The following is a 19,008-nucleotide window of genomic DNA, read 5'->3' as shown; positions in this document are numbered from 1 at the left end:
CCCTATTCGGCAATAACTAACGAATAAGGCCTTGTTAAATCCTATGGCCGTTCAAATAAAGACGTATCCACATCAGTATTGAACTCGATGTTGGTCCAATTGGTGGTTACCCATTGCTTCCCCTTGATATTGCCTTCCCAATCGGCCTCTATATACTTTCTTTTACTTCCAATTTGAATACCGTCGATTGTTTCATATTCCATAACCATAAGCTGAGGTTCGGCCATTTGAAAGCTCATTACGGTAAATAGAAACTGATCTACCAATTTAGTTTCCCGATTGATAAATAGCACATAAATGTCCTGTGCATCGCCCACGTTATTGCCAAAGGTCACTTTAACCTTGTCATAGGCCTTTCCATCTACGGTTTTCGAACCCAAATACTCATGGTTTACCCCATTGTCCAATAGTTTAAAGAACATGGAGAACCAATAATAATTGGTCTTGCGCATAAAACGGGCAAAGTTGTTGGCCTGCGCATCGTCCGATAGTTTTCCATCCATGGTAACCCAGGCATTAGTACCATCATAACCCTCAACGACCTTCTGACCATTGGGAGCCGTGACAGTATTTACGGAATAGGCGGCATATGATTTTTCTTTATGAAACACATAGGTTTCATGACTTTTCAAGGTCATGGGAGCCTTGGGGTTAATGTATTCATAATCGTAACTTACATTTTTTAGTTTATAGAAACTGGCTTTTCCACCTACTGTTTCTATCATATCCGTTATTAATTGTTTTGCATCCTGAGCCTTGATGGATAGCGTGAATAGCATCATCAAGAAATACGTAAAAACTGTTTTTGTCCTCATTGGTAAAAATTTAGTAGTTGTCATTTGCATTGTTAATTTTTAGGTAGTCGTATATAGACGAAAAATCTTTCGTCCCATACCCGTATTGTTTGGCCAAGGCAAAGATTTCTTTGGCAATATTAAGTGAAGGCATGGCTACGTTGCGTTCGTAAGCCGTTAGTGAAGCCAAGTGCATATCTTTTTGCATCCACTGTAATGGGAAATTTGGTTCATAATCCCCATTTTCCATTTTGGGACGTATAGCACCCAAAAATGGTGCTGTAACGGGAACATTTAAAAGCACATTAAAAAGAGTTTCCTCGGGGAGCCCCATTTCTTGTCCCAGTACCATGGCCTCGCTGAAGGCCAACATGGATTGGGCCAATAAAAGGTTGATGAGCATTTTCATATTGGACCCCTGTCCTATACTGCCAAGAGGGATGATTTTTTTGCCCATAATCAGCATTACAGGATTAAGCTTTGCCATTGTATCACTGTCTCCGCTTACCAAGAAAACCAATTCCCCTTTTTCGGCGGGTCCTTTGGTACCAGCAACTGGGGCATCTATGTAAACAATCCCCTTTTCTTTGGCCTTAGCTGCCATCTCCTGGGCGAAGGAAGGATTTACCGTACTACAGTTCATCCAGATATTTTTGGTTTGCATGGCCTTCAAAAATCCATTTCTTCCCAATGCCATCTCCCGTATTGCCTCTGGGGTTGACAGCATGGTAATGATTATAGTAGTATCTTGAACTACTTCTTTAGGGGAATCCGCCCATTTTGCGCCTTGGTCAAGTAGATGTTGGGCCTTACTCTTTGTACGGTTATATACAGTTAATCGATATCCTTGTTCTTGAAGATTACGGGCCATACGACTCCCCATAATACCCAATCCTATAAATCCTATGTTTTCCATTTTTATGATTTTGGGGCAAGATAGGTGTAACCGGGACCGCTAAATCCTTGAATATTTCAAAAATGGTGGTTTTCGGTCAAAACCATGTGGGAGTGTTTGATAAAAGCTCTAGATCAAGGCATTCTTGCGATACTGAATCTGATATTGTTTGGGCGAAATTCCAAAGTTCTTGTGGAAAGCCTTTATGAAATGGGAGGTGTTTTCGTAACCCACTTCCACAGTAATTGCATTTACCGAATTAGCGGTGGTGCGCAAAAGGAGGGCCGCTTTGTCCAAGCGTTTTTGTATCAACCACTTTTTGGGTGAGATATGGAACCTACGCTTGAAATCCCGTTGGAAGGTGGACACACTTCTTCCGGTCAAGTAAGCATAATCGTCTATATCCAAGGGCTTATCAAAATGTTCCTCCATGAAGGACCGAATACTTTTTCGTTCCCTTGCCTTTAAGGATTGTAGCCGATTAATAAAATCTTTTCCCTGTTTGGAAAGTGCTATTAAATGAAGGAACTCAATAAGTTTTGCCCGCGTAAACTGGTTTTGATTTCTACCCTTGTAAAGACTGGTCAGGGTGTCCGTAAACAATCGTAGGTCCTCATTAAAATCGATACGTAGTGTTCCAAAAACTTTTTTGGAATCCAACTGTTCAAAATTGGATAGAAAAGCGTCACAAACGTCATCATCAAAGAAAAAAACCATAGCATTAAAGAAGTCATTCTTAGGGATGATATCGGAAATCATGTACATTCCCTTGGGCAAGAGAATCAGTTCATTTTTTTGGACGACCCGCACTTTTCCTTCATAAGTCTCTATCTGCAGTTTGCCGTTCCGGACAAGGGTAATGGCATGTGATGCGAGATACCTTTGATTTTGTGTGTCCGTATGGGACACCGTTTTTTCCAAAGCACAGGAAAGTCCATCCCAAAGTATTTTTTCAATCTTCGAATTCTGATAAAAGGCTTGTGGTACTACTTTCATAAAGGCAAGATAAGAGGAAAATGTACCTTGGAATTGTGGTTTTCACCAAAAATAGTCATTTTCGGTCAACTACCCGATTTTTTGATTTTTTGTGGTTTTGTAGCGGTTTGACCCGATATCCCAAATATGCATCTATATTGGGATTTTTCTTTTGTAATACTCATAGAGTTGATCTGGTCCTGCTCCCAAATAATTTTTAAGATGAATTACCCCAAAGTGGTATTGTAAGCGGATGGCCCCCATCTTTTCATATCTTCGTGCCGAAGTTTTTACTTTTAGCGGAAGTACCCTAAACCTGGTTTTTTTGTACAGACGTCCTATGAATTCGTTGTCCTCGTATATTTTGTAATCTTCATTAAAACCTTGGGTGCGTGAGAAAAGCTTTTTAGTGACAAAAAGTGATTGATCGCCTCCCCTACAAATTTGATGGTTGATCCGAGTAAACCAAGCAAAGAACTTTAGAAATCGGCTATTGCTATCAAATCGCATCTGAAAACAACCGGCTTGGAATCCGTCTTTGACCGCCTCCAAAATATGAAGCACAAAATTTTCTGGAGGAAGCGTATCGGCATGAAGGAAGTATAGTATTTCGGCCTTGGCCATATGAGCACCCAAATTCATCTGTTTTGCCCTTCCTTTTTCGGAGTGTACTATCGTTGCCTTATATCCTTCGGCAATTTTAATGGAACCGTCCCTACTTCCACCATCTATCACCAAAATTTCTTCCACATGTTCTGGTGAAATTTTATCTTGAAGGCAAGACAGGAGCTTTCCGATATATTCGGCTTCGTTTAGAATGGGTACTATAATACTTATTTTGGGGAACTTCTCTTTCATTCGAAATCTGGATTACCAATTTTAGCATTATCCGCTCTCCATATCCCCCGATTTCATTTGTCAAATTTCTTTGATCAACTCTGCGAACAGTTTTACCATTTTCGGCTCTGTTTTTCCGGCAACCTCTATAATCTCCTGTATATTAATAGGTTGTAAGTTGTCCGGATCGCATTCATCGGTGAGGACGGATACGGCTACAATGGGTAGTCGTAAATGATTGGCAACAATTACTTCGGGAATCGTACTCATTCCAACCGCATCCGCCCCCAGAATCCGCAGCATGCGGTATTCTGCCTTAGTTTCCAATTGGGGCCCGATTACCGATGCGTAGACGCCCCTTTGCAACGAAATCCCCTCCCTTTTTGCTATGGCCGTTAATTTTTGTCGCATTTCCAAATCATAAGGCTCGCTCATATCCACGAATCGATCTCCAAACTCGGATACATTTTTGAAGGCCAAGGGAGAACCTCCCTGGAGGTTGATATGATCTTCCAATAACATCATATCCCCCTTTTTAAAGTTGAGGTTTATAGCCCCCGCGGCATTGGAAATAAACAATCTTTGAATGCCTAATCGGTGCATGACCCGGATAGGATAGGTAACATCCAAAAAATCATAACCTTCATATAGGTGGAAACGGCCTTGCATGACTACCACTTTTTTGCCCTCTATTTTTCCAAAAATGAGTTTGCCGGAATGGAATTCTACGGTAGCCAAGGGAAAAAATGGGATATGATTGTAGTGGGCCACTATAGGATCCTTTATGGCATCTACCAATTTTCCCAGCCCCGTTCCGAGTACAATCCCGATTTCAGGCGAATCAAAACCTTTGCTCCTTAAGTATTCCGTGGATTCCTCCAGTTGTTTTTTGGTTATTCTCATTGTTGCTTTAAAAAGGGTTGAAAGGCCTCTATGTCCTTGACATCCTCATAAACATCGATATCGTTTTTGATGGGTAAAACACTTACTTTTTCGCTTTGTAGATTGGCCATACTATCCGCGAATACGGTATCTTTTCCCCACTGCTTCCCTTTGAAGAGTTGGGGCTTAAAATACTTCATTCCCAACAAATAATAACCACCATCCTCCGCCGGGCCAATGACAAAATCATTTTCTTCCAAGGTGGCAAAGGCATTTTCTATGTCGGATTGGGATAAATCGAGCATATCGCTTCCGATGATAACGATTTTTTCAAAACCGTTATTGAATCCTTCGGAAAATGCCCTAGCCATACGCTCCCCTAGGTTAACGCCCTGTTGCGCCCTTTTATCATATCTCTTTTCATCCCAGACATCATTCTCCCAAATGGATTCAGAGTAGTACACTTTTTTATGGACGTTTAGCCTATGAGTGATGCTTGCCGTATGTTGTAAGAGAAATTTATAGACCTCCAAGGCATTGGTATCACCGATGGTTGCTGCCAAACGGGTCTTACATTTTCCCAGTTCTGGGTTACGCGTAAAAATGAGGAGTAAATTTTTGGAATTTGTCAAATTGTAACGGGTAGTCTTTAATACTATTCTTTTTTTTTGCTGGAAAATGAAGTACGAAATGCCTTTGCCTATGGCGTAGGAGCGATATGTAATCTTAGGGTTAAACCTTTAATCATATACTTTTTCACCGGCCTTTAATAATTTGCCCCAATGCTTGTCAAAGGCGTGTACTTTTTCAGTTTCCCTCCCTTGGTCGTCATAAACGGGATATCCTTTATTTTTCCATTCGAAAATCCCACCATATAGATTTTTAACATTGAGATACCCCAATTTCACCAATTTTTCGCCGATATCCTCCGATCGCACGCCAATGGAACAATACACAATGATTTTGGCATCCTTGTTCGTAATTTTGGTCTTTACATCCTGGGCATCGAACATTTCGTAACCTACCCAAATGGCATCTTTCAAATGACTTACATCATATTCCTTCCTTTTCCGGGTATCCAGGTATAGAACACTGTCCAGCAGGGTGGCTTCTTTTAAAGATATATAGGGAACGCTTTCCGTGTTGAACTCTTTGAGTGCACGGTCTAGCCTATTTTGGCCCAAGGTATTTAGGGGAAAGGCCAAAAATAGGAATACGCCCAAAAGAAATCTCATGCTATTTCACAATTATACATACAAAGATACTATTTTAGAGGTGTTCCCTAGAATTGTTCAGCTAATCCTAAAATAAAATGAAGCAATTAAAAATTGGGCTGTTCTTTATTTTAATAGCTTTGCAAGCTTGCAAAAATAAAGTGGAGGAACAAAAAGCTATTTTGGATACTGCCAAGACCGACTACTACATGGAGCCGTACCGACCTCAATTTCATTTTTCTCCGGAGAAAATGTGGATGAACGACCCGAACGGACTGGTCTACCACCAAGGTGTTTATCATCTTTTTTATCAATATTATCCGGATGATATCGTATGGGGCCCCATGCACTGGGGGCATGCGGTTAGTACAGATTTGGTACATTGGCAACACAAACCTATAGCCCTATATCCTGATGAACTAGGTTTTATTTTTTCTGGGAGTGCAGTGGTGGACGAAAACAATACTTCAGGTTTTGGTTCTGATGGGAATCCTGCCTTAGTGGCTATTTTCACCTACCATGATATGAAGGGCGAAAAAGCCGGGCGCGATGATTTTCAGACCCAGGGTATCGCATATAGTCTTGATAATGGGGATACCTGGACAAAGTTCGAGGGAAACCCAGTATTGGGAAATGAAGGTATCCGGGATTTTCGTGACCCCAAGGTAATGTGGCACGAGCCATCTCAAAGTTGGGTTATGACCCTGGTGGCTGGAGACCATGCCAAATTCTATACCTCCAAAAATTTGAAGGATTGGGAATTGACCGGCGAATTTGGAAAGGATCAAGGGGCGCATGGTGGAGTTTGGGAATGCCCGGATTTGTTTCAATTACAGGTGGAAGGTACGGATGAGAAGAAGTGGGCGCTCATTATTAGTATTAACCCAGGAGCCCCCAACGGTGGAAGTGGAACACAATATTTTATAGGTGATTTTGATGGAAAAACATTTACTTCCGATCAAAAGGAGAGTCGCTGGATCGATTGGGGCACGGACAATTATGCGGGGATTACCTATAACAATGTACCGAACGATGAACGTATCTTTGTTGGATGGATGAGCAATTGGGACTATGCCCGTGACACACCCACGGAAAAATGGCGCAGTGCCATGACGGTCCCCAGAAAGTTTTCCCTGAAAAAAGTTGGAGATACATATGGCTTGATCAACTACCCCGTTGCTAGTCTCGAAAACCTAAGGGAAGAGGGAATAAAGAAAACGCTAAGGTTGAAAGCAGGTGAAAAAGATAGCGTTACATTTGACCATTTTAACCAGGCAGAGGTGGAATTTACAACTGTGACCAAGGATTTTCGGCTCGTCTTTAAAAACGATAAAGAGGAGCAATTGGTATTGACCCTCGATTCAGAAAGAAGTATTTTCTATTTGGATCGTACCCAATCGGGAGAAACGGGTTTTCAAGAAAACTTTGGGAATAGGGTACAAGAAATGCCTATTGAACATCTGCCAAAGGACGACTTTGAAGTACGCATACTACTGGATCATTCCTCTGTTGAAGTATTTATCGATAAAGGTCAGTATGTGATGACCGCACAGGTGTTTCCAAACAAGTATTATACCCTATTGGATATTGAAAACACTTCGGATACGATTTTGGAATTTAAGAACTTTGAAATACACAGGGTGAAAGGGATTTGGTAGCGATTACTCTCTTCCAAAAAAACAAAGGTTCTCTAATTTGAAAAGTTCACTGCCTGCCCTATTCTGCATTCCGCAAAAAGTGAATAAAAGAAACTATTAAGGAAGACTAGGAAGGAGGGACTTTGTAAAAGGACCGTACTGTCAAAAAAGGATTTCATAAATCGGCAGAGGTATTTTGAAGAGAGATTATGATCAGGCCAATTGAATATTTGTCAAATTCATTGGCAAATAACAAATCACGAAAATGAATCGAAGAAGCTTCTTGTTATCAACCGCCTTAATGGCTCCTATTATGGCAAAGGCGATCCGAACGGGGTCGTTAAACCCGGAGCTCGATTTTTCATTTGTAAAGCCTTCTTTCAAACTTTCATTGGCGCCATGGTCACTAATGCGAAAACCGGCCGGTAATCCGGATGCCCAGGGTATCCAACTTATGGACTATCCCATGGTTGCCAGGGAATTGGGATTCAAAGCCATTGAACAGGATAATCTTCATTTCCCGGGAGAGCTGCCCAATCAAGGTCTATTGACCAAAATGAAGAAAAGGGCGGACGAAGCCGGGGTAATACATACCTTGTTGCTCTGCGGTGCCTTGGGAGATATTGCGGATACCAATAAAAACAAGCGAAGGAAAGCCATAAAAAAATACCAAACATGGTTGGAAGCTGCCAAATTCCTGGGATGTTACCAAATGCGCATAGTATGTGCCGACAGGATTACCATATCTCGCACGGAAAAGTTGAAATATGCCGTAGAGGGAGTCTCTAGTATGGCCGAGTATGCCGAAAAGCATAATATGGAATTGCTTATTGAAAACCACAACGGGTATTCTTCGGACCCAGATTGGCTTTTGGAATTGATAAAGACCGTAGGGATGAAAAACTGTGGCATTCTTGGGGACTTTACTGAATGGCGAATGGAGCATGAACCATTAAAAATGTACCCTGACCCATATAAAGGATATAAAATCTTAGCGCCTCATATAAAGTCTGTTGGTGCAAAGTCGGTTGATTTTGATGAAGCTGGAAATGAAACCAATGTAGATTACTTCAAAATGCTACAAATCTTGGCCGATTTTGAATATAAAGGTTATGTCGCGGTGGAATATTTTGGTGAAGCTCTTCCCAGGAAAAAAGGAATTACGATGACGAAGCATCTCATTGAAAAATTCGTTAAGTCATTTGAAGAATGACCTGTTGAAGGAAGGCAACTTCGAGAAAGCTAAGAAAAGAAATCTTTTATCCATCAGAAAACAAATGAGTCAAAACCAAAGCGAAACCATTCACAACATGGGTTACGTATTGTTATTGTACCAATGAAATCTCCTAAAGTAGGTCTGTTGGTTTTTAAAGTTGGTAAAAGTCATATGTAATAGTCCAAGTTGCCGTAGCGCCTGGTGCAATATCGAGGTCAATATAGGGTTCCGGGCAAACTGCTTTTTGGGCTGACCAAAAAACTAGGCGGGATATTGGTCTGTCGCATGTAATTTTCACAGCTGCGCCCGAACTTCTATTCTCTACCCAGATTTCATAACCGCTACCATTGTTATCAAAACCTGTAATTTCTCCGATATAGACATAATCCTTTTTGCCAAGTTTTTTGATAAATTCAATTTCCTTACCCTCTATTTTTACGAATTTTTCGACTCCATTTATCTTTCCTTGGCTAACAATTTTGAATGGAAACCGCACTACATAACCAGGGCCAATATTTAAGCTATCCAGAAAGAAAAAATTATGGTTATACACCTCGGTTGCAATCTTATTGTCCCCATTATTGGTAAGGCTATGGGTTATTACCATTTCGGATGTTTCGGGAGATAAACGGATCACTTTTTGATACTCGTAGGAATAGGGTCGGTCATTTAGTACATGTTTAAAAGAAATCTCGTTTGCGAGATGCTCCACTTTCCATTCCCCTGCATCTTGAATTTCATAGGTGTTGAAACTGGAATACTTTGGTTCCTCTGGTTTCCGAAGGGTCCCAACTCCGATTTTGAGGAAACTGGCTCCAATTTTCGCCTTGTCGTACCCGATAGGTCCAAATTCTTCCACTGGGCCCATTACAGACTCATGAACTTTTGGGTCATATTTTTTGAACCATTTTCCGAAATAAGAGTGTCCTCCATGCTCAAGCATGGGCATTACTCCAGACCAATCAAAACGGGTACCACGATAGTAGCCCTTGTGTTCGTCAGGTAAGTATATCATGGCTTTGATCAAGCCATTTGAGATATGAGCTTGAGGAACCTCTTGACCGATACCGCCTAAAAAAAATAAATAAAACACGGAACTTAGCCAATTCTTTAATTTCTCCATTTTACTATTTTTAAACCTATGTTATTCGGACAATAAAAACAACATAGGGGTTATTTACGGATTCTTTATGCCAAAACCCAAGATAATAATTCTCGAATACAATGCTAGGGTTGGAAGAGGCTGGGCACAAATTTTAACCACCCTTGTCCTTATTCGTTGAAAGCCTACATGCCAATTCAAAAACCTGCCTTTTTCGTTGTATTTGGAAAATTTCAACTTACATCTATATCATTAGCTATAATTTATACTACGGCCGAATTGGTGTGCCATCTTCTCCACGAAGTTGGGTCCAATTGTAATTGTAGACGACCGGAGGATATTTCTTGGCCAACTTTTCGTTGATGTCGATTCCCAATCCAGGTTTTTCATTTACGGACATATAACCGTTCGTTACAGTAGGCATTCCAGGAAATACCTCGAGCACCTTATCCTCTGGAGTTCTGATGACCCTGGCGGCCTCTTGAACACCAAAATTCCAAATAGCATAATCAATATGTGCATTGGCAGCATGCCCAACTGGCGAAGTATCGCCAGGACCGTGCCATGCAGTCCTTACATTAAACCATTCCCCTAACCTTGCCACTTTCATGGCCGGGGTGATTCCCCCGATTTGTGAAATATGTATTCTTATGTAATCGTATTGTCTATTTTTCATAGGCTCCAGCCACTCGTGTGGATTGTTCAATAATTCACCCATGGCAATGGGTACGCTTGTGTGTTCCCTTAACATATTAAACCAGCCCATGTTCTCGGGAGAGAAGGGATCCTCTATAAAAAAAGGTCTGTACTCCTCAACCTTTTTTATCATATCGATGGCATCCATGGGTTGAAGGCGTTCGTGCATATCGTGAAGTAACTCTATATCATCGCCAAACTTTTCACGAACCTTTTTGAACATTTCAACCGTTCCCCGTTTGTATGCCTGCGGATCAATGGTCTGGTCACCTTGACTTCCGAAACCAGCCCTTTTCCAATCCGGATCGGTCGCCAAGTGTGTAGATCCATAACCCCCTAATTGAATCCGGATATTTCTAAAGCCTTCCTCCTTGTACTTGGCTACATTATCAATGACCTCACTTATGGATTTGCCGGAGGCATGGGTATAGGTGTCAATGGCAAATCGAACTTTTCCGCCCAAAAGGTCATATACGGGCATACCCGCCATTTTGCCTTTAATATCCCAGAGCGCTTGATCGAGGCCACTTAGGGCATTGTTCAAAACGGGTCCGTTTCGCCAATAGGAACTCTGATAAGCAGTTTGCCATATATCTTCAATATTGGAAACGTTTTTACCCTTACAAAAAGGGTCAAGGTATTCTTCGATGGCCGAAACTACGGTGTGAGCCCTTTGGGTGAAAGTTGCGCAGCCCAATCCGTAGAGACCACCTTGATCGGTTTCTACTTTTACAATAACCAGATTGGTACCGTAAGGTGCGGTAATAATGGCCCTAACTTTGGTGATTTTGACTTGTACTCCAATGGTATAAGACGGGGTTGGAGCGTGGGATTTCGGGGTAGATGCCCTGGTATCGGAACTTCCAAAAAAACCTAGAATTCCTGCTGTGGAGCCAAGGCTTAGTGTTTTCAGTGCATTTCTACGGTTAACTTGATTTTTTGAATTTTTCATGATCGGTGCTTAAGTTGTTGTTTTATTTTCGTTTTTAGGAATCTCTTCTTAACGGGTTGGTTTTATGCTTCTGATAGAGAAAGTCTTTTATTGGCTACTAGTCCGTTCCCGTTTTCATAATTCGAAATGAGTTGCCATAATCCAGAATTGATTTTGACTTACCATTTGAATTGGACGCAATCCGTCTGAATGTATGACTACGGCAACGTAGATTTTAAGCCCAGGGGACAAAAGAAATTCTTGAAACAAAGATTTCGTGTTTTACCCTGGTAAGAATTGTCCTGAAGGACGGTTCTCCTCTCAAGTAGAAGTAAATTGAAACCCGGGCCAAAAGGGTGAATCCTGGGATTTAAATCCTTTTTTAGATATGGATGAATAACATAATCAAGGATTTTCAAATGTTGGAAAATGAGGTGCGCAAAATAGGCTGTATCACTAATTGCACTATCAGGGTTCAAATAGGAAACCTACTCTTTGCAATATGGTTTATTCCAACCCTTTTTTTCCCTGTTTTCGGTAATAGAAGGAACCAAGGGCGATAATCGCAATTAAAGGGAGTATTATCCAGGCCAATTGGCCAAGTATGGAATCATGCGAATGATTTTCTACACTGGGGTGGGCGTTGATAATCTGTGCAGATAATGCCAAAACTAAAATTGAAAATGCTTTTTTCATTTTTAAGAATTTAAAGGGTTAACATTTATTTTGTTCAAAACCTGAATCGGCGTCTGGTCATTTCTTGCTGCCAAATTTTTGATATCCTCATATTCCGGTTTTACTTTTATAGTATCCGTAGGGGTGCGAACCTCTTTTACGTGAACTTCTCCTAAAGGTGTAGCTTTTAGATGTCTTTTTCTTGGTAGCTCAATTCTGTCTATGTTATAATAGCGTAGTCCAATGGTAGTGGTACTGTCAAAAATATAATTGGATACTTTCGTCAATGATGCTACAGGGAGAATAACACGAAGTAAAAAACCGAATCGCCCTTTTTTCATTAACTGCTGTGACATGCTAAAATCAACTGCCCCGGCATCCAAAAGGCCTTGCTGAAAATCCGTTCCAAGATATTCTGGCGTCATATCGTCTATTGAAGTCTCTAGTTGGATATAAGAATCTTTGCCATTGGAATCATTTTCCTCTATGAGGGAAATTCTTACTACGTTGGGATGGTTAAAATTCTTCTTTCCAGGTCCATATGCCGTTTTTTGTGCGACATATGTATTGCTTTCGAAATCAGGATTGAGATATCTTAAAATTGCCGCCCCGGTCGGTGTTACCTTTTCCCCTTCTTCATTGCCGGAATAAATTTGCATCCCGTGAAGTAATTCAGCTGTAGCGGGCGCCGGAATCGGCAGCATGCCATGTTGGGTTTTTACCATACCAAAACCTGTGCAGATCGGGGTACAAAAAACCTGGGAAATCTTGAGCTTATCGATCATAACGGCATTTCCGACAATATCGATAATCGAATCCACACCACTTATTTCGTGAAAGTGAATGGTTTCAAGCGGCATCTTATGAATCTTGGATTCGGCTTTGCCAATCAACAAAAAAATCTCGTGGGCTATCTTTTTTGCACCCTCGCTAATATGTGCATGATCTATAAGCTTTTGTATATCCGAAAGATGGCGATGTGCACTGTGATGATGACTATGGTCATGATGATGTGAGTGTCCATGATCATGTGCTTTTGGCTCATTTGAGTCATCGCGCAGGTTCAAATCCAGCACCTCTACATACTTGCAATTAATACCGTTTTTATCAACTTCCTTGATTTCGATTTTTGCATCGGGCAAATGCAACTTCTTCGGCAAGTCTATCAGCGACTGATAATCATCGAGCAACTCGCAAAAGGCGCTCAGGAACATATTACCCGATAAGCCCGAAAAGGCTTCTATGTAGATAGCACTCATTACTTCTTAAGATTTAGCATTCTAAGGGCACCCATGGCAGCACCATACCCGTTATCTATATTGACCACCGTAATTCCGTTTGCACAGCTTGTCAACATAGCATGCAACGCCGTTTTCCCATTTTTGGCTGTGCCGTAGCCCACAGATGTCGGCACGGCAATTATAGGTTGGGGCAACAAACCGCCAACGACAGTAGGAAGGGCTCCCTCAAATCCCGCTACTACGATTAAAATATCGTAGGTGCGCAAGTCTTCAATTCTACTAAGCAAACGATGTAAACCGGCAACACCAACATCATGGATTAGTTCTGCACTGATTCCCATATAGGACAAGGTGTAATACGCCTCATTCGCCACTCCTATATCAGAACTTCCTGCTGAAATTATGCCAATACGCTTTGCTCCCTCATTTCCCTTTAAAGGTTTTAGCATGAAGATTCCGGATTCTTTATCGAAAAAAGCCGAATGATGTTTCTTCAGTAATACCTTTGCCTTTTTATGTTGCACCCTTGTGATGAGCACATTCTGGTTTTTACTCTCATATTCCGCCAACAGACCTAATAATAGGTTGATACTTTTGGCTTCGCCGTATATAACCTCGTCAAAGCCCAGTCGCTGCTTTCTGTCATAGTCGATGATAAAAGGTTTATCCATTCAGAGCACGATTTAGCTTTCCGGAGACGAATCCCTCTGTGTCCAATTTAACCTGTTGAAAGCCTAACTGCTTTATTTCTTGTGAAATTTCTTTGAATTGACTTTCCAAAGAAGGTATTTCATCGGACGGAACTTCTACCGAAGCTTCACCGCCTCTATGTCTTACCCGAACACGATCGAAGCCAAAATCATTAAGAATATACTCGGCCTGTTCAATTTGCCGAAGTTTGGTATTGCTCACTGGTGTTCCGTAAGGAATTCTTGAACTTAGGCAGGGGCTTGGGGGCTTAAAAGCTGTCTCAAGCCCTAATTCAGCTGCCATTTCTATAACTTCCTTTTTGCTAATTTGAAGTTCGGCAAGCGGAGATCTAATTCCATATTTTTCAGCAGCTTGGAGACCTGGCCGGTAATCTCCCAGATCATCAAGATTGGTTCCGTTCAAAATAGTATATCCGGGATATTTATCTTGGATGATGTCTACCATTCCCGCATACAGGTGATTCTTGCAGAAAAAACATCGATTTGCGGGATTGGAAGTATAGTTAGCGTCCTTTAACTCTTCTGTCTTGATTACCTCTAGCTTTATATTGTGGGTTCTACAGAAAATTTGGGCCACTTTAAAATCCTTGGATTTTAAACTTTCTGAATTTGAAATCAAACCTATTCCATTTTTCCCCAGAACCCTATTGGAAACATAAAGGACCAAAGAAGAATCCACTCCGCCGGAAAATGCGGTCACCGTTCCCTTATGATTTTCAAACCATTTTTTTAACGACTCCAATTTTTTCATAGGGCGGGACTAGGCAAAGACTCTTTTGTAATTTTCAACGATAAGACCGGCATAGGGCTTTGCATAATTGACCAGCCTATCCATATCTTCAACCGATAGTTTCTTGAAATCCTTTAACACCTTAACATTTTCTTCAAGCTCATAGTTGAATCTACAACCGCTACATAGGCTTGATACGGGTAATGAATACACATATTGATGTAGATTTGCATGTGTGAGCTGGGTTTTTGCTACAACATCCGGAATGTCCTTTGTTCTAATATCCTGTGGTGTTGTGTCTATTCTTCCTCCCATCATACTGCCTCCAGCCATGGTTTTCATGGCAATTACACCATAACCCCTTTGGTTCAAGACCGGCAAGACTTCATGTTGAAATGATTCAAAAGAAGGGTCGCAGACGTTCAATGGCATTTGGCACGTGTCAAACTCAATACCCAATTCGTCGAGTTTATCAAGGAAATACAGGTGTGTTTTTGGATTCTGATGGCCCGTAAACCCCAGGTAACGTGTCTTTCCTTTTTCTTTTGCCTCTAAAAAAACATCAAGGACACCATCACGAAGGCGATTATCCACGTCCTGAGGCGTAGTAAAGGTATGTATTTGCCAAAGATCCAAATAATCGGTTTTTAATGCTTTTAGGGACTCATCCAATTGTTGTTGCACCCCTTTGCCCGTTCTGGCTGGGGCCTTTGACATAAGAAAAATCTGGTCTCGATATTTAGGGGTAAGGAATTTCCCCATGTATTCCTCGGAACGTCCATTATTATAACGCCTCGCATTGTCAAAAAAGCGCACACCCAGTTCCATGGAACGCTCTACCATCTTTTCTGCCTCCTTCGGATCTTCCGTAAGCCCCAAATGATAGCCGCCCAAACAAAAGGCGGTAACTTTTTCCCCATTTCGTATTAATTGTCTTTGGGGAAGGGTTTCGCCCAATTTGTCATAGGTCGGCATTGCGGAAGCCCAATCGGCAACTAAACTAAATGCTGCTGCAGAAGCAGATTTCTTGAGAAAATTTCTACGATTTTCCATGGCTATGATTCGATTTTGAATTGTGTTTCACTTTGGCCTAAAAATTCAACTGTACTACGATTTCCAATTAGGTAGTACTAAAGATAAGGGTAAAACAAAAAGGGTAATATGAATAATTGATTAATAACTAGTTAAAATTTTTTGCCATTTAACCTAATAATGAAAAATAAGGAAAATTTTACTCATTTTGGCCAAAATCGAGGTCATTTTTAGGGATACGATTTTGTTTTTATGCGTATGCCATTTTCATTGTTTTGGTATTTTGGTTCGGTCAAGACGCATCAATTATTTGCTTGTTTTCAGAATCACAACACAGATTATGGTATTGGCGATTAACATCTCTTTTCATTAGGCGTGGATTACAAAGGGGCCTTGATGCTCTTGTCAAAACAGCTAATACCTTTTTAAGAATCAGGTGTTGCCGTCATTGTCAACTTTTCTTTGGGCAAGCATACCAGGGACAAATCCTTTTATCAAAATTAAACTGGAAGATACCCTAATAATTCGCTAAATCCGATCAAGAAGTACGGGACAACTTAAATAATGTGATTAATAACGCTCACTTAACACACTAATCAATATAGGTGTGTATTTTGTACTATGGACCTTAATCTACTAAAACCGCTTATTTAGTTGTTAAATTACGACCAAATTACCCTTGTATTCGTCAAGGGATGTCATTACGATTTGGTGCGCTAATTTCATAGCTATTTTTTAAACGGTTACTTCAATCACTAGTTGTTACATGACCTTCATATTTAAACGCAAAATCCGTTTTATACCTGCAGGAATACTTTTTGTTCTTATTATTATGCTTATGGCCTTGCCTTCAATTATTAAGAACTATGCTATCAATAATAGCAAAGAGCTTATTGGACGCCAGATCGACTTAGGGAAACTGAAGTATAATTATTTCACAAGCACGGCGAAAGTTTATGACTTTAAAATGTTTGAAGCGAATGATAAGGAGACCTTTCTCAGTTTTGATACACTAATTATTGATCTTGAGCCGCTTCGTTTGATTTTTGGGGAGAAAAACCTAGAACAGTTTTTTGTTCATGGACTGCGGGTGAATCTTGTAATGCAGGACTCAACGTTTAATTTTGATGATGTAACTGCCTTTCATTCCATGCCTGCGGACAGTGTCCTTGAAGAAGAGGAGCAGGAATTCAAATATGACCTCTCCAACTTGGAATTAAAAGATGCCAATTTTTATTTCGATAACAGAAATGTCGGTAAGGTAACCCGAATCGAAAACTTTTCATTCTTTATCCCGCAGATCGTTTGGGATCAAACCGAAAAAAGTGAAGCTGACCTAGAATTTGCCTTTAAAAATGGCGGTTTCTTTAAATCTAATCTGAATATTAATCCAAGTAATGGGGAGTTTGACGCTGACATTCAAATCAATGGATTAAATCTAAAGGCCTTTTATGAGTATGTAGCGCAGTATGCCGAAGTAAATGACTTTGACGGTGTATTGAACAGTACCATTAGGATTCATGGAAATACCCATGATGCAACCAAATCTATAGTTTCCGGGGATGTGGAGGTAAGCGACTTTAAAATGGCGGATCGATCAAACAAAGAATTCTTAAGGGCGCATCGTATTACAGCAGACCTGGACAAAATAGATTATGCAAACAATATCTATGAATTCGGGACCATTGCCCTAGCGCAACCCTACGTCTATTTTGAAATGGATTCCATTACCAATAATTATTTTGAAATATTTAAACTGGAAGAAGAACCCACAGCAGATGCAGGTAATCCGTTTCCAGATGCGATAAAGGACACCGTTGCATCTGAGGAGCTGTATTATCAAATAGACAAGTTAAAGGTGAATCAGGGATTGATGGACTATAGTGACAATCTTACAGGTCAACGCTTTGATTATCATTTAAACGCCATAACCATTGATTCGGATACCATAAAAAGTGATGCTCGTTGGATCAATATATATTCTGAGATGTTGCTGAATAATAGAGGGAACCTAAAATCAAAACTGGGAATCAATCCCGATGACTATAACAACCTGGATTTGGACATTGTTATTGAAAACTTTCTACTCTCCGATATTAACATTTATGTCAATTACTACACCGGACACAACATCCTTTTAGGGGATTTTTATTATTATTCCAAGTCCAAGATTACGGAAGGGGATATTCAAAGCGATAATCAACTTTTGGTAAAAAATGTTACCGTGGAGAACAAAAAAGGAGGACTTTACACACTTCCTTTGAAATTTGCACTGTTCTTATTAAAAGACAAAAATGGTGATGTTAACCTTACCATACCAGTGCGGGGCAATACCAATGATCCTGAGGTCGATATCTGGAAATTGGTATGGACGACCCTTAAAAATAAAATTACCGGAGCCGCATCCAATCCTATTACCTCACTTGCGAGCCTGGTAGATGTAGATCCATCGGATTATCAAGAACTGATATTTGCTTATAACGACACTGTCCCAAGTGATGAAAACTACCAAAAATTGGATAAGCTCTTGGAGATGGAAACGGCCAAGGAAGGACTTAAGGTACAACTAGAACATTATGTTGATACCACTTTGCAAATGGAAGCTATAGCTGTGGAAGTCTTAGGGCGGCGATATTTTAAAGAGAAAAAAAAGGACTTCCGGAAGCATAAAAAAGCTTTTGAACGCTATGTCAGGCGGGAAACTAAAAATGATACCATGAGCGTTAAAACAGCGTCCCTTATGCTAGTCCCCGAAAAAGAATTAAGTGGACTTGCACAATCCTATAATTTGGCGTTGAGAAGAAATGTAGACATGTATTTAAAGCAAAAGAAACCCAACACCAATATTGAGGTTATAGCGGCCAACCCTGAAGAATCCGAACATGGAGGCTCCCAAAACCGATTGTTGATTAATTTTGATATGCTCACGGTAATTGCGGATGACCCAATTCCCAATGATAGCACGGTTGCACGCAAATAAAATACCGATCAACAAAGTAAATCGGTATATGGCAACATCCTTAATACCGTTTGATTAGGTATAAATCATTAGTTGGTTCCCCAAGAACTTTAAGTCTGTAATCGGTATAGGTGTCTTATCAAAATGAATCCTTTTATGAGCCTATTTCAAAAAAGAAACAGATGAAAAACTTCATTACTTTATCTTGCCAATGCCTGTTTGGCAAATAATTATCAATAGAAATAATCCCTTCATCGTTGTTCAAATTACTCAAGATCGTGCAACGGATTTGACAATACAACTGCATTTAACGACGATTGAACCTAAAGTCATTTCATTATCCATCCTTCTTGCCAATTTTTGAACTGCGAGGGATACCGATAATTCCAGTATCTTCTTATGAACGTTTTAGTAAATATTCGATTGAAACTAAATGATACCTTTACTATGCTTTGGAGCACCGTTCTTCTTGCAAAACCGAT

At 40.5% G+C, this 19,008-nt stretch carries 17 protein-coding genes; 3 read left to right on the top strand and 14 right to left on the bottom strand.

Annotated features, from left to right (window positions below; all coding sequences use genetic code 11):
- Positions 1-41: 41 nt before the first annotated feature.
- The 7 genes from Q0993_RS02675 to Q0993_RS02645 all read right to left on the bottom strand — a co-directional run bounded on the left by Q0993_RS02675 (position 42) and on the right by Q0993_RS02645 (position 5,618).
- The gene (locus tag Q0993_RS02675) at positions 42-815 is read right to left on the bottom strand and encodes a DUF6503 family protein (protein WP_299529545.1); all 774 of its coding nucleotides are present in this window, start codon (positions 813-815) and stop codon (positions 42-44) included.
- 10 nt (positions 816-825) lie between these two features.
- Positions 826-1,710, bottom strand: a complete 885-nt coding sequence (locus Q0993_RS02670; RefSeq protein ID WP_299529544.1) for an NAD(P)-dependent oxidoreductase — start codon at positions 1,708-1,710, stop codon at positions 826-828.
- 108 nt (positions 1,711-1,818) lie between these two features.
- On the bottom strand, positions 1,819-2,685 hold the full coding sequence (locus Q0993_RS02665) for a helix-turn-helix domain-containing protein (RefSeq protein WP_299529543.1): 867 nt from the start codon (positions 2,683-2,685) through the stop codon (positions 1,819-1,821).
- Between the two features lie 132 nt (positions 2,686-2,817).
- A complete protein-coding gene (locus tag Q0993_RS02660) occupies positions 2,818-3,522 on the bottom strand; it encodes a TIGR04283 family arsenosugar biosynthesis glycosyltransferase (RefSeq protein WP_299529542.1) in 705 nt (234 codons plus the stop codon).
- Positions 3,523-3,582: 60 nt separating this feature from the next.
- A complete protein-coding gene (locus Q0993_RS02655; RefSeq protein ID WP_299529664.1) occupies positions 3,583-4,398 on the bottom strand; it encodes a purine-nucleoside phosphorylase in 816 nt (271 codons plus the stop codon).
- Positions 4,399-4,400: 2 nt separating this feature from the next.
- Positions 4,401-5,015, bottom strand: a complete 615-nt coding sequence (locus tag Q0993_RS02650; RefSeq protein WP_299529541.1) for a TIGR04282 family arsenosugar biosynthesis glycosyltransferase — start codon at positions 5,013-5,015, stop codon at positions 4,401-4,403.
- A 108-nt stretch (positions 5,016-5,123) separates the two neighbouring features.
- Complete coding sequence (locus Q0993_RS02645; RefSeq protein WP_299529540.1) at positions 5,124-5,618, bottom strand: rhodanese-like domain-containing protein; 495 nt, start codon at positions 5,616-5,618, stop codon at positions 5,124-5,126.
- 77 nt (positions 5,619-5,695) lie between these two features.
- Between Q0993_RS02645 and Q0993_RS02640 the strand changes: the two genes are divergently transcribed.
- Together Q0993_RS02640 and Q0993_RS02635 are read left to right on the top strand one after the other, a co-directional pair.
- Positions 5,696-7,255, top strand: a complete 1,560-nt coding sequence (locus Q0993_RS02640; RefSeq protein ID WP_299529539.1) for a glycoside hydrolase family 32 protein — start codon at positions 5,696-5,698, stop codon at positions 7,253-7,255.
- A 244-nt stretch (positions 7,256-7,499) separates the two neighbouring features.
- Positions 7,500-8,447 (top strand): TIM barrel protein, encoded by a 948-nt coding sequence (locus Q0993_RS02635; protein ID WP_299529538.1) that lies wholly within the window; start codon positions 7,500-7,502, stop codon positions 8,445-8,447.
- Positions 8,448-8,601: 154 nt separating this feature from the next.
- On the opposite strand, the gene Q0993_RS02630 is transcribed toward Q0993_RS02635, so the two are convergent.
- The 7 genes from Q0993_RS02630 to Q0993_RS02600 all read right to left on the bottom strand — a co-directional run bounded on the left by Q0993_RS02630 (position 8,602) and on the right by Q0993_RS02600 (position 15,588).
- The gene (locus Q0993_RS02630; RefSeq protein WP_299529537.1) at positions 8,602-9,573 is read right to left on the bottom strand and encodes a hypothetical protein; all 972 of its coding nucleotides are present in this window, start codon (positions 9,571-9,573) and stop codon (positions 8,602-8,604) included.
- A 247-nt stretch (positions 9,574-9,820) separates the two neighbouring features.
- The gene (locus tag Q0993_RS02625; RefSeq protein ID WP_299529536.1) at positions 9,821-11,200 is read right to left on the bottom strand and encodes an enolase C-terminal domain-like protein; all 1,380 of its coding nucleotides are present in this window, start codon (positions 11,198-11,200) and stop codon (positions 9,821-9,823) included.
- A 486-nt stretch (positions 11,201-11,686) separates the two neighbouring features.
- Positions 11,687-11,875 carry a hypothetical protein gene (locus Q0993_RS02620; protein ID WP_299529535.1) on the bottom strand — a complete coding sequence of 63 codons (189 nt, stop codon included), beginning with the start codon at positions 11,873-11,875 and terminating at the stop codon, positions 11,687-11,689.
- Between the two features lie 2 nt (positions 11,876-11,877).
- Positions 11,878-13,113 (bottom strand): nickel pincer cofactor biosynthesis protein LarC, encoded by a 1,236-nt coding sequence (gene larC, locus Q0993_RS02615; protein ID WP_299529534.1) that lies wholly within the window; start codon positions 13,111-13,113, stop codon positions 11,878-11,880.
- The gene (gene larB, locus Q0993_RS02610) at positions 13,113-13,766 is read right to left on the bottom strand and encodes a nickel pincer cofactor biosynthesis protein LarB (RefSeq protein ID WP_299529533.1); all 654 of its coding nucleotides are present in this window, start codon (positions 13,764-13,766) and stop codon (positions 13,113-13,115) included. Before larB ends, larC begins: the two co-directional genes overlap by 1 nt.
- Positions 13,759-14,556, bottom strand: a complete 798-nt coding sequence (larE, locus tag Q0993_RS02605; protein WP_299529532.1) for an ATP-dependent sacrificial sulfur transferase LarE — start codon at positions 14,554-14,556, stop codon at positions 13,759-13,761. The genes larB and larE overlap by 8 nt, the downstream gene beginning before the upstream one ends.
- Before the next feature lie 9 nt (positions 14,557-14,565).
- Positions 14,566-15,588: an aldo/keto reductase gene (locus Q0993_RS02600; protein WP_299529531.1), complete on the bottom strand. Its 1,023-nt coding sequence runs from the start codon at positions 15,586-15,588 to the stop codon at positions 14,566-14,568.
- A gap of 745 nt (positions 15,589-16,333) precedes the next feature.
- Between Q0993_RS02600 and Q0993_RS02595 the strand changes: the two genes are divergently transcribed.
- Entirely contained in the window at positions 16,334-18,547 is a 2,214-nt protein-coding gene (locus Q0993_RS02595) for a DUF748 domain-containing protein (protein WP_299529530.1), read from the top strand.
- Positions 18,548-19,008 lie beyond the last annotated feature (461 nt).

Source organism: Ulvibacterium sp. (assembly GCF_028285715.1).
Lineage (GTDB): Bacteria > Bacteroidota > Bacteroidia > Flavobacteriales > Flavobacteriaceae > Ulvibacterium.
Note: the sequence above shows the minus strand (reverse complement) of the source record. Positions and strands in the feature narration are given on the sequence as shown.

Excerpts from the sequence above, each read along its gene's own strand:
- Q0993_RS02675 (WP_299529545.1), bottom strand. The coding sequence starts at position 815 with ATGAGGACAAAAACAGTTTTTACGTATTTCTTGATGATGCTATTCACG.
- Q0993_RS02670 (WP_299529544.1), bottom strand. The coding sequence starts at position 1,710 with ATGGAAAACATAGGATTTATAGGATTGGGTATTATGGGGAGTCGTATG.
- Q0993_RS02665 (WP_299529543.1), bottom strand. The coding sequence starts at position 2,685 with ATGAAAGTAGTACCACAAGCCTTTTATCAGAATTCGAAGATTGAAAAA.
- Q0993_RS02660 (WP_299529542.1), bottom strand. The coding sequence starts at position 3,522 with ATGAAAGAGAAGTTCCCCAAAATAAGTATTATAGTACCCATTCTAAAC.
- Q0993_RS02645 (WP_299529540.1), bottom strand. The coding sequence starts at position 5,618 with ATGAGATTTCTTTTGGGCGTATTCCTATTTTTGGCCTTTCCCCTAAAT.
- Q0993_RS02640 (WP_299529539.1), top strand. The coding sequence starts at position 5,696 with ATGAAGCAATTAAAAATTGGGCTGTTCTTTATTTTAATAGCTTTGCAA.
- Q0993_RS02635 (WP_299529538.1), top strand. The coding sequence starts at position 7,500 with ATGAATCGAAGAAGCTTCTTGTTATCAACCGCCTTAATGGCTCCTATT.
- Q0993_RS02630 (WP_299529537.1), bottom strand. The coding sequence starts at position 9,573 with ATGGAGAAATTAAAGAATTGGCTAAGTTCCGTGTTTTATTTATTTTTT.
- Q0993_RS02625 (WP_299529536.1), bottom strand. The coding sequence starts at position 11,200 with ATGAAAAATTCAAAAAATCAAGTTAACCGTAGAAATGCACTGAAAACA.
- Q0993_RS02620 (WP_299529535.1), bottom strand. The coding sequence starts at position 11,875 with ATGAAAAAAGCATTTTCAATTTTAGTTTTGGCATTATCTGCACAGATT.
- larC (WP_299529534.1), bottom strand. The coding sequence starts at position 13,113 with ATGAGTGCTATCTACATAGAAGCCTTTTCGGGCTTATCGGGTAATATG.
- larB (WP_299529533.1), bottom strand. The coding sequence starts at position 13,766 with ATGGATAAACCTTTTATCATCGACTATGACAGAAAGCAGCGACTGGGC.
- larE (WP_299529532.1), bottom strand. The coding sequence starts at position 14,556 with ATGAAAAAATTGGAGTCGTTAAAAAAATGGTTTGAAAATCATAAGGGA.
- Q0993_RS02600 (WP_299529531.1), bottom strand. The coding sequence starts at position 15,588 with ATGGAAAATCGTAGAAATTTTCTCAAGAAATCTGCTTCTGCAGCAGCA.
- Q0993_RS02595 (WP_299529530.1), top strand. The coding sequence starts at position 16,334 with ATGACCTTCATATTTAAACGCAAAATCCGTTTTATACCTGCAGGAATA.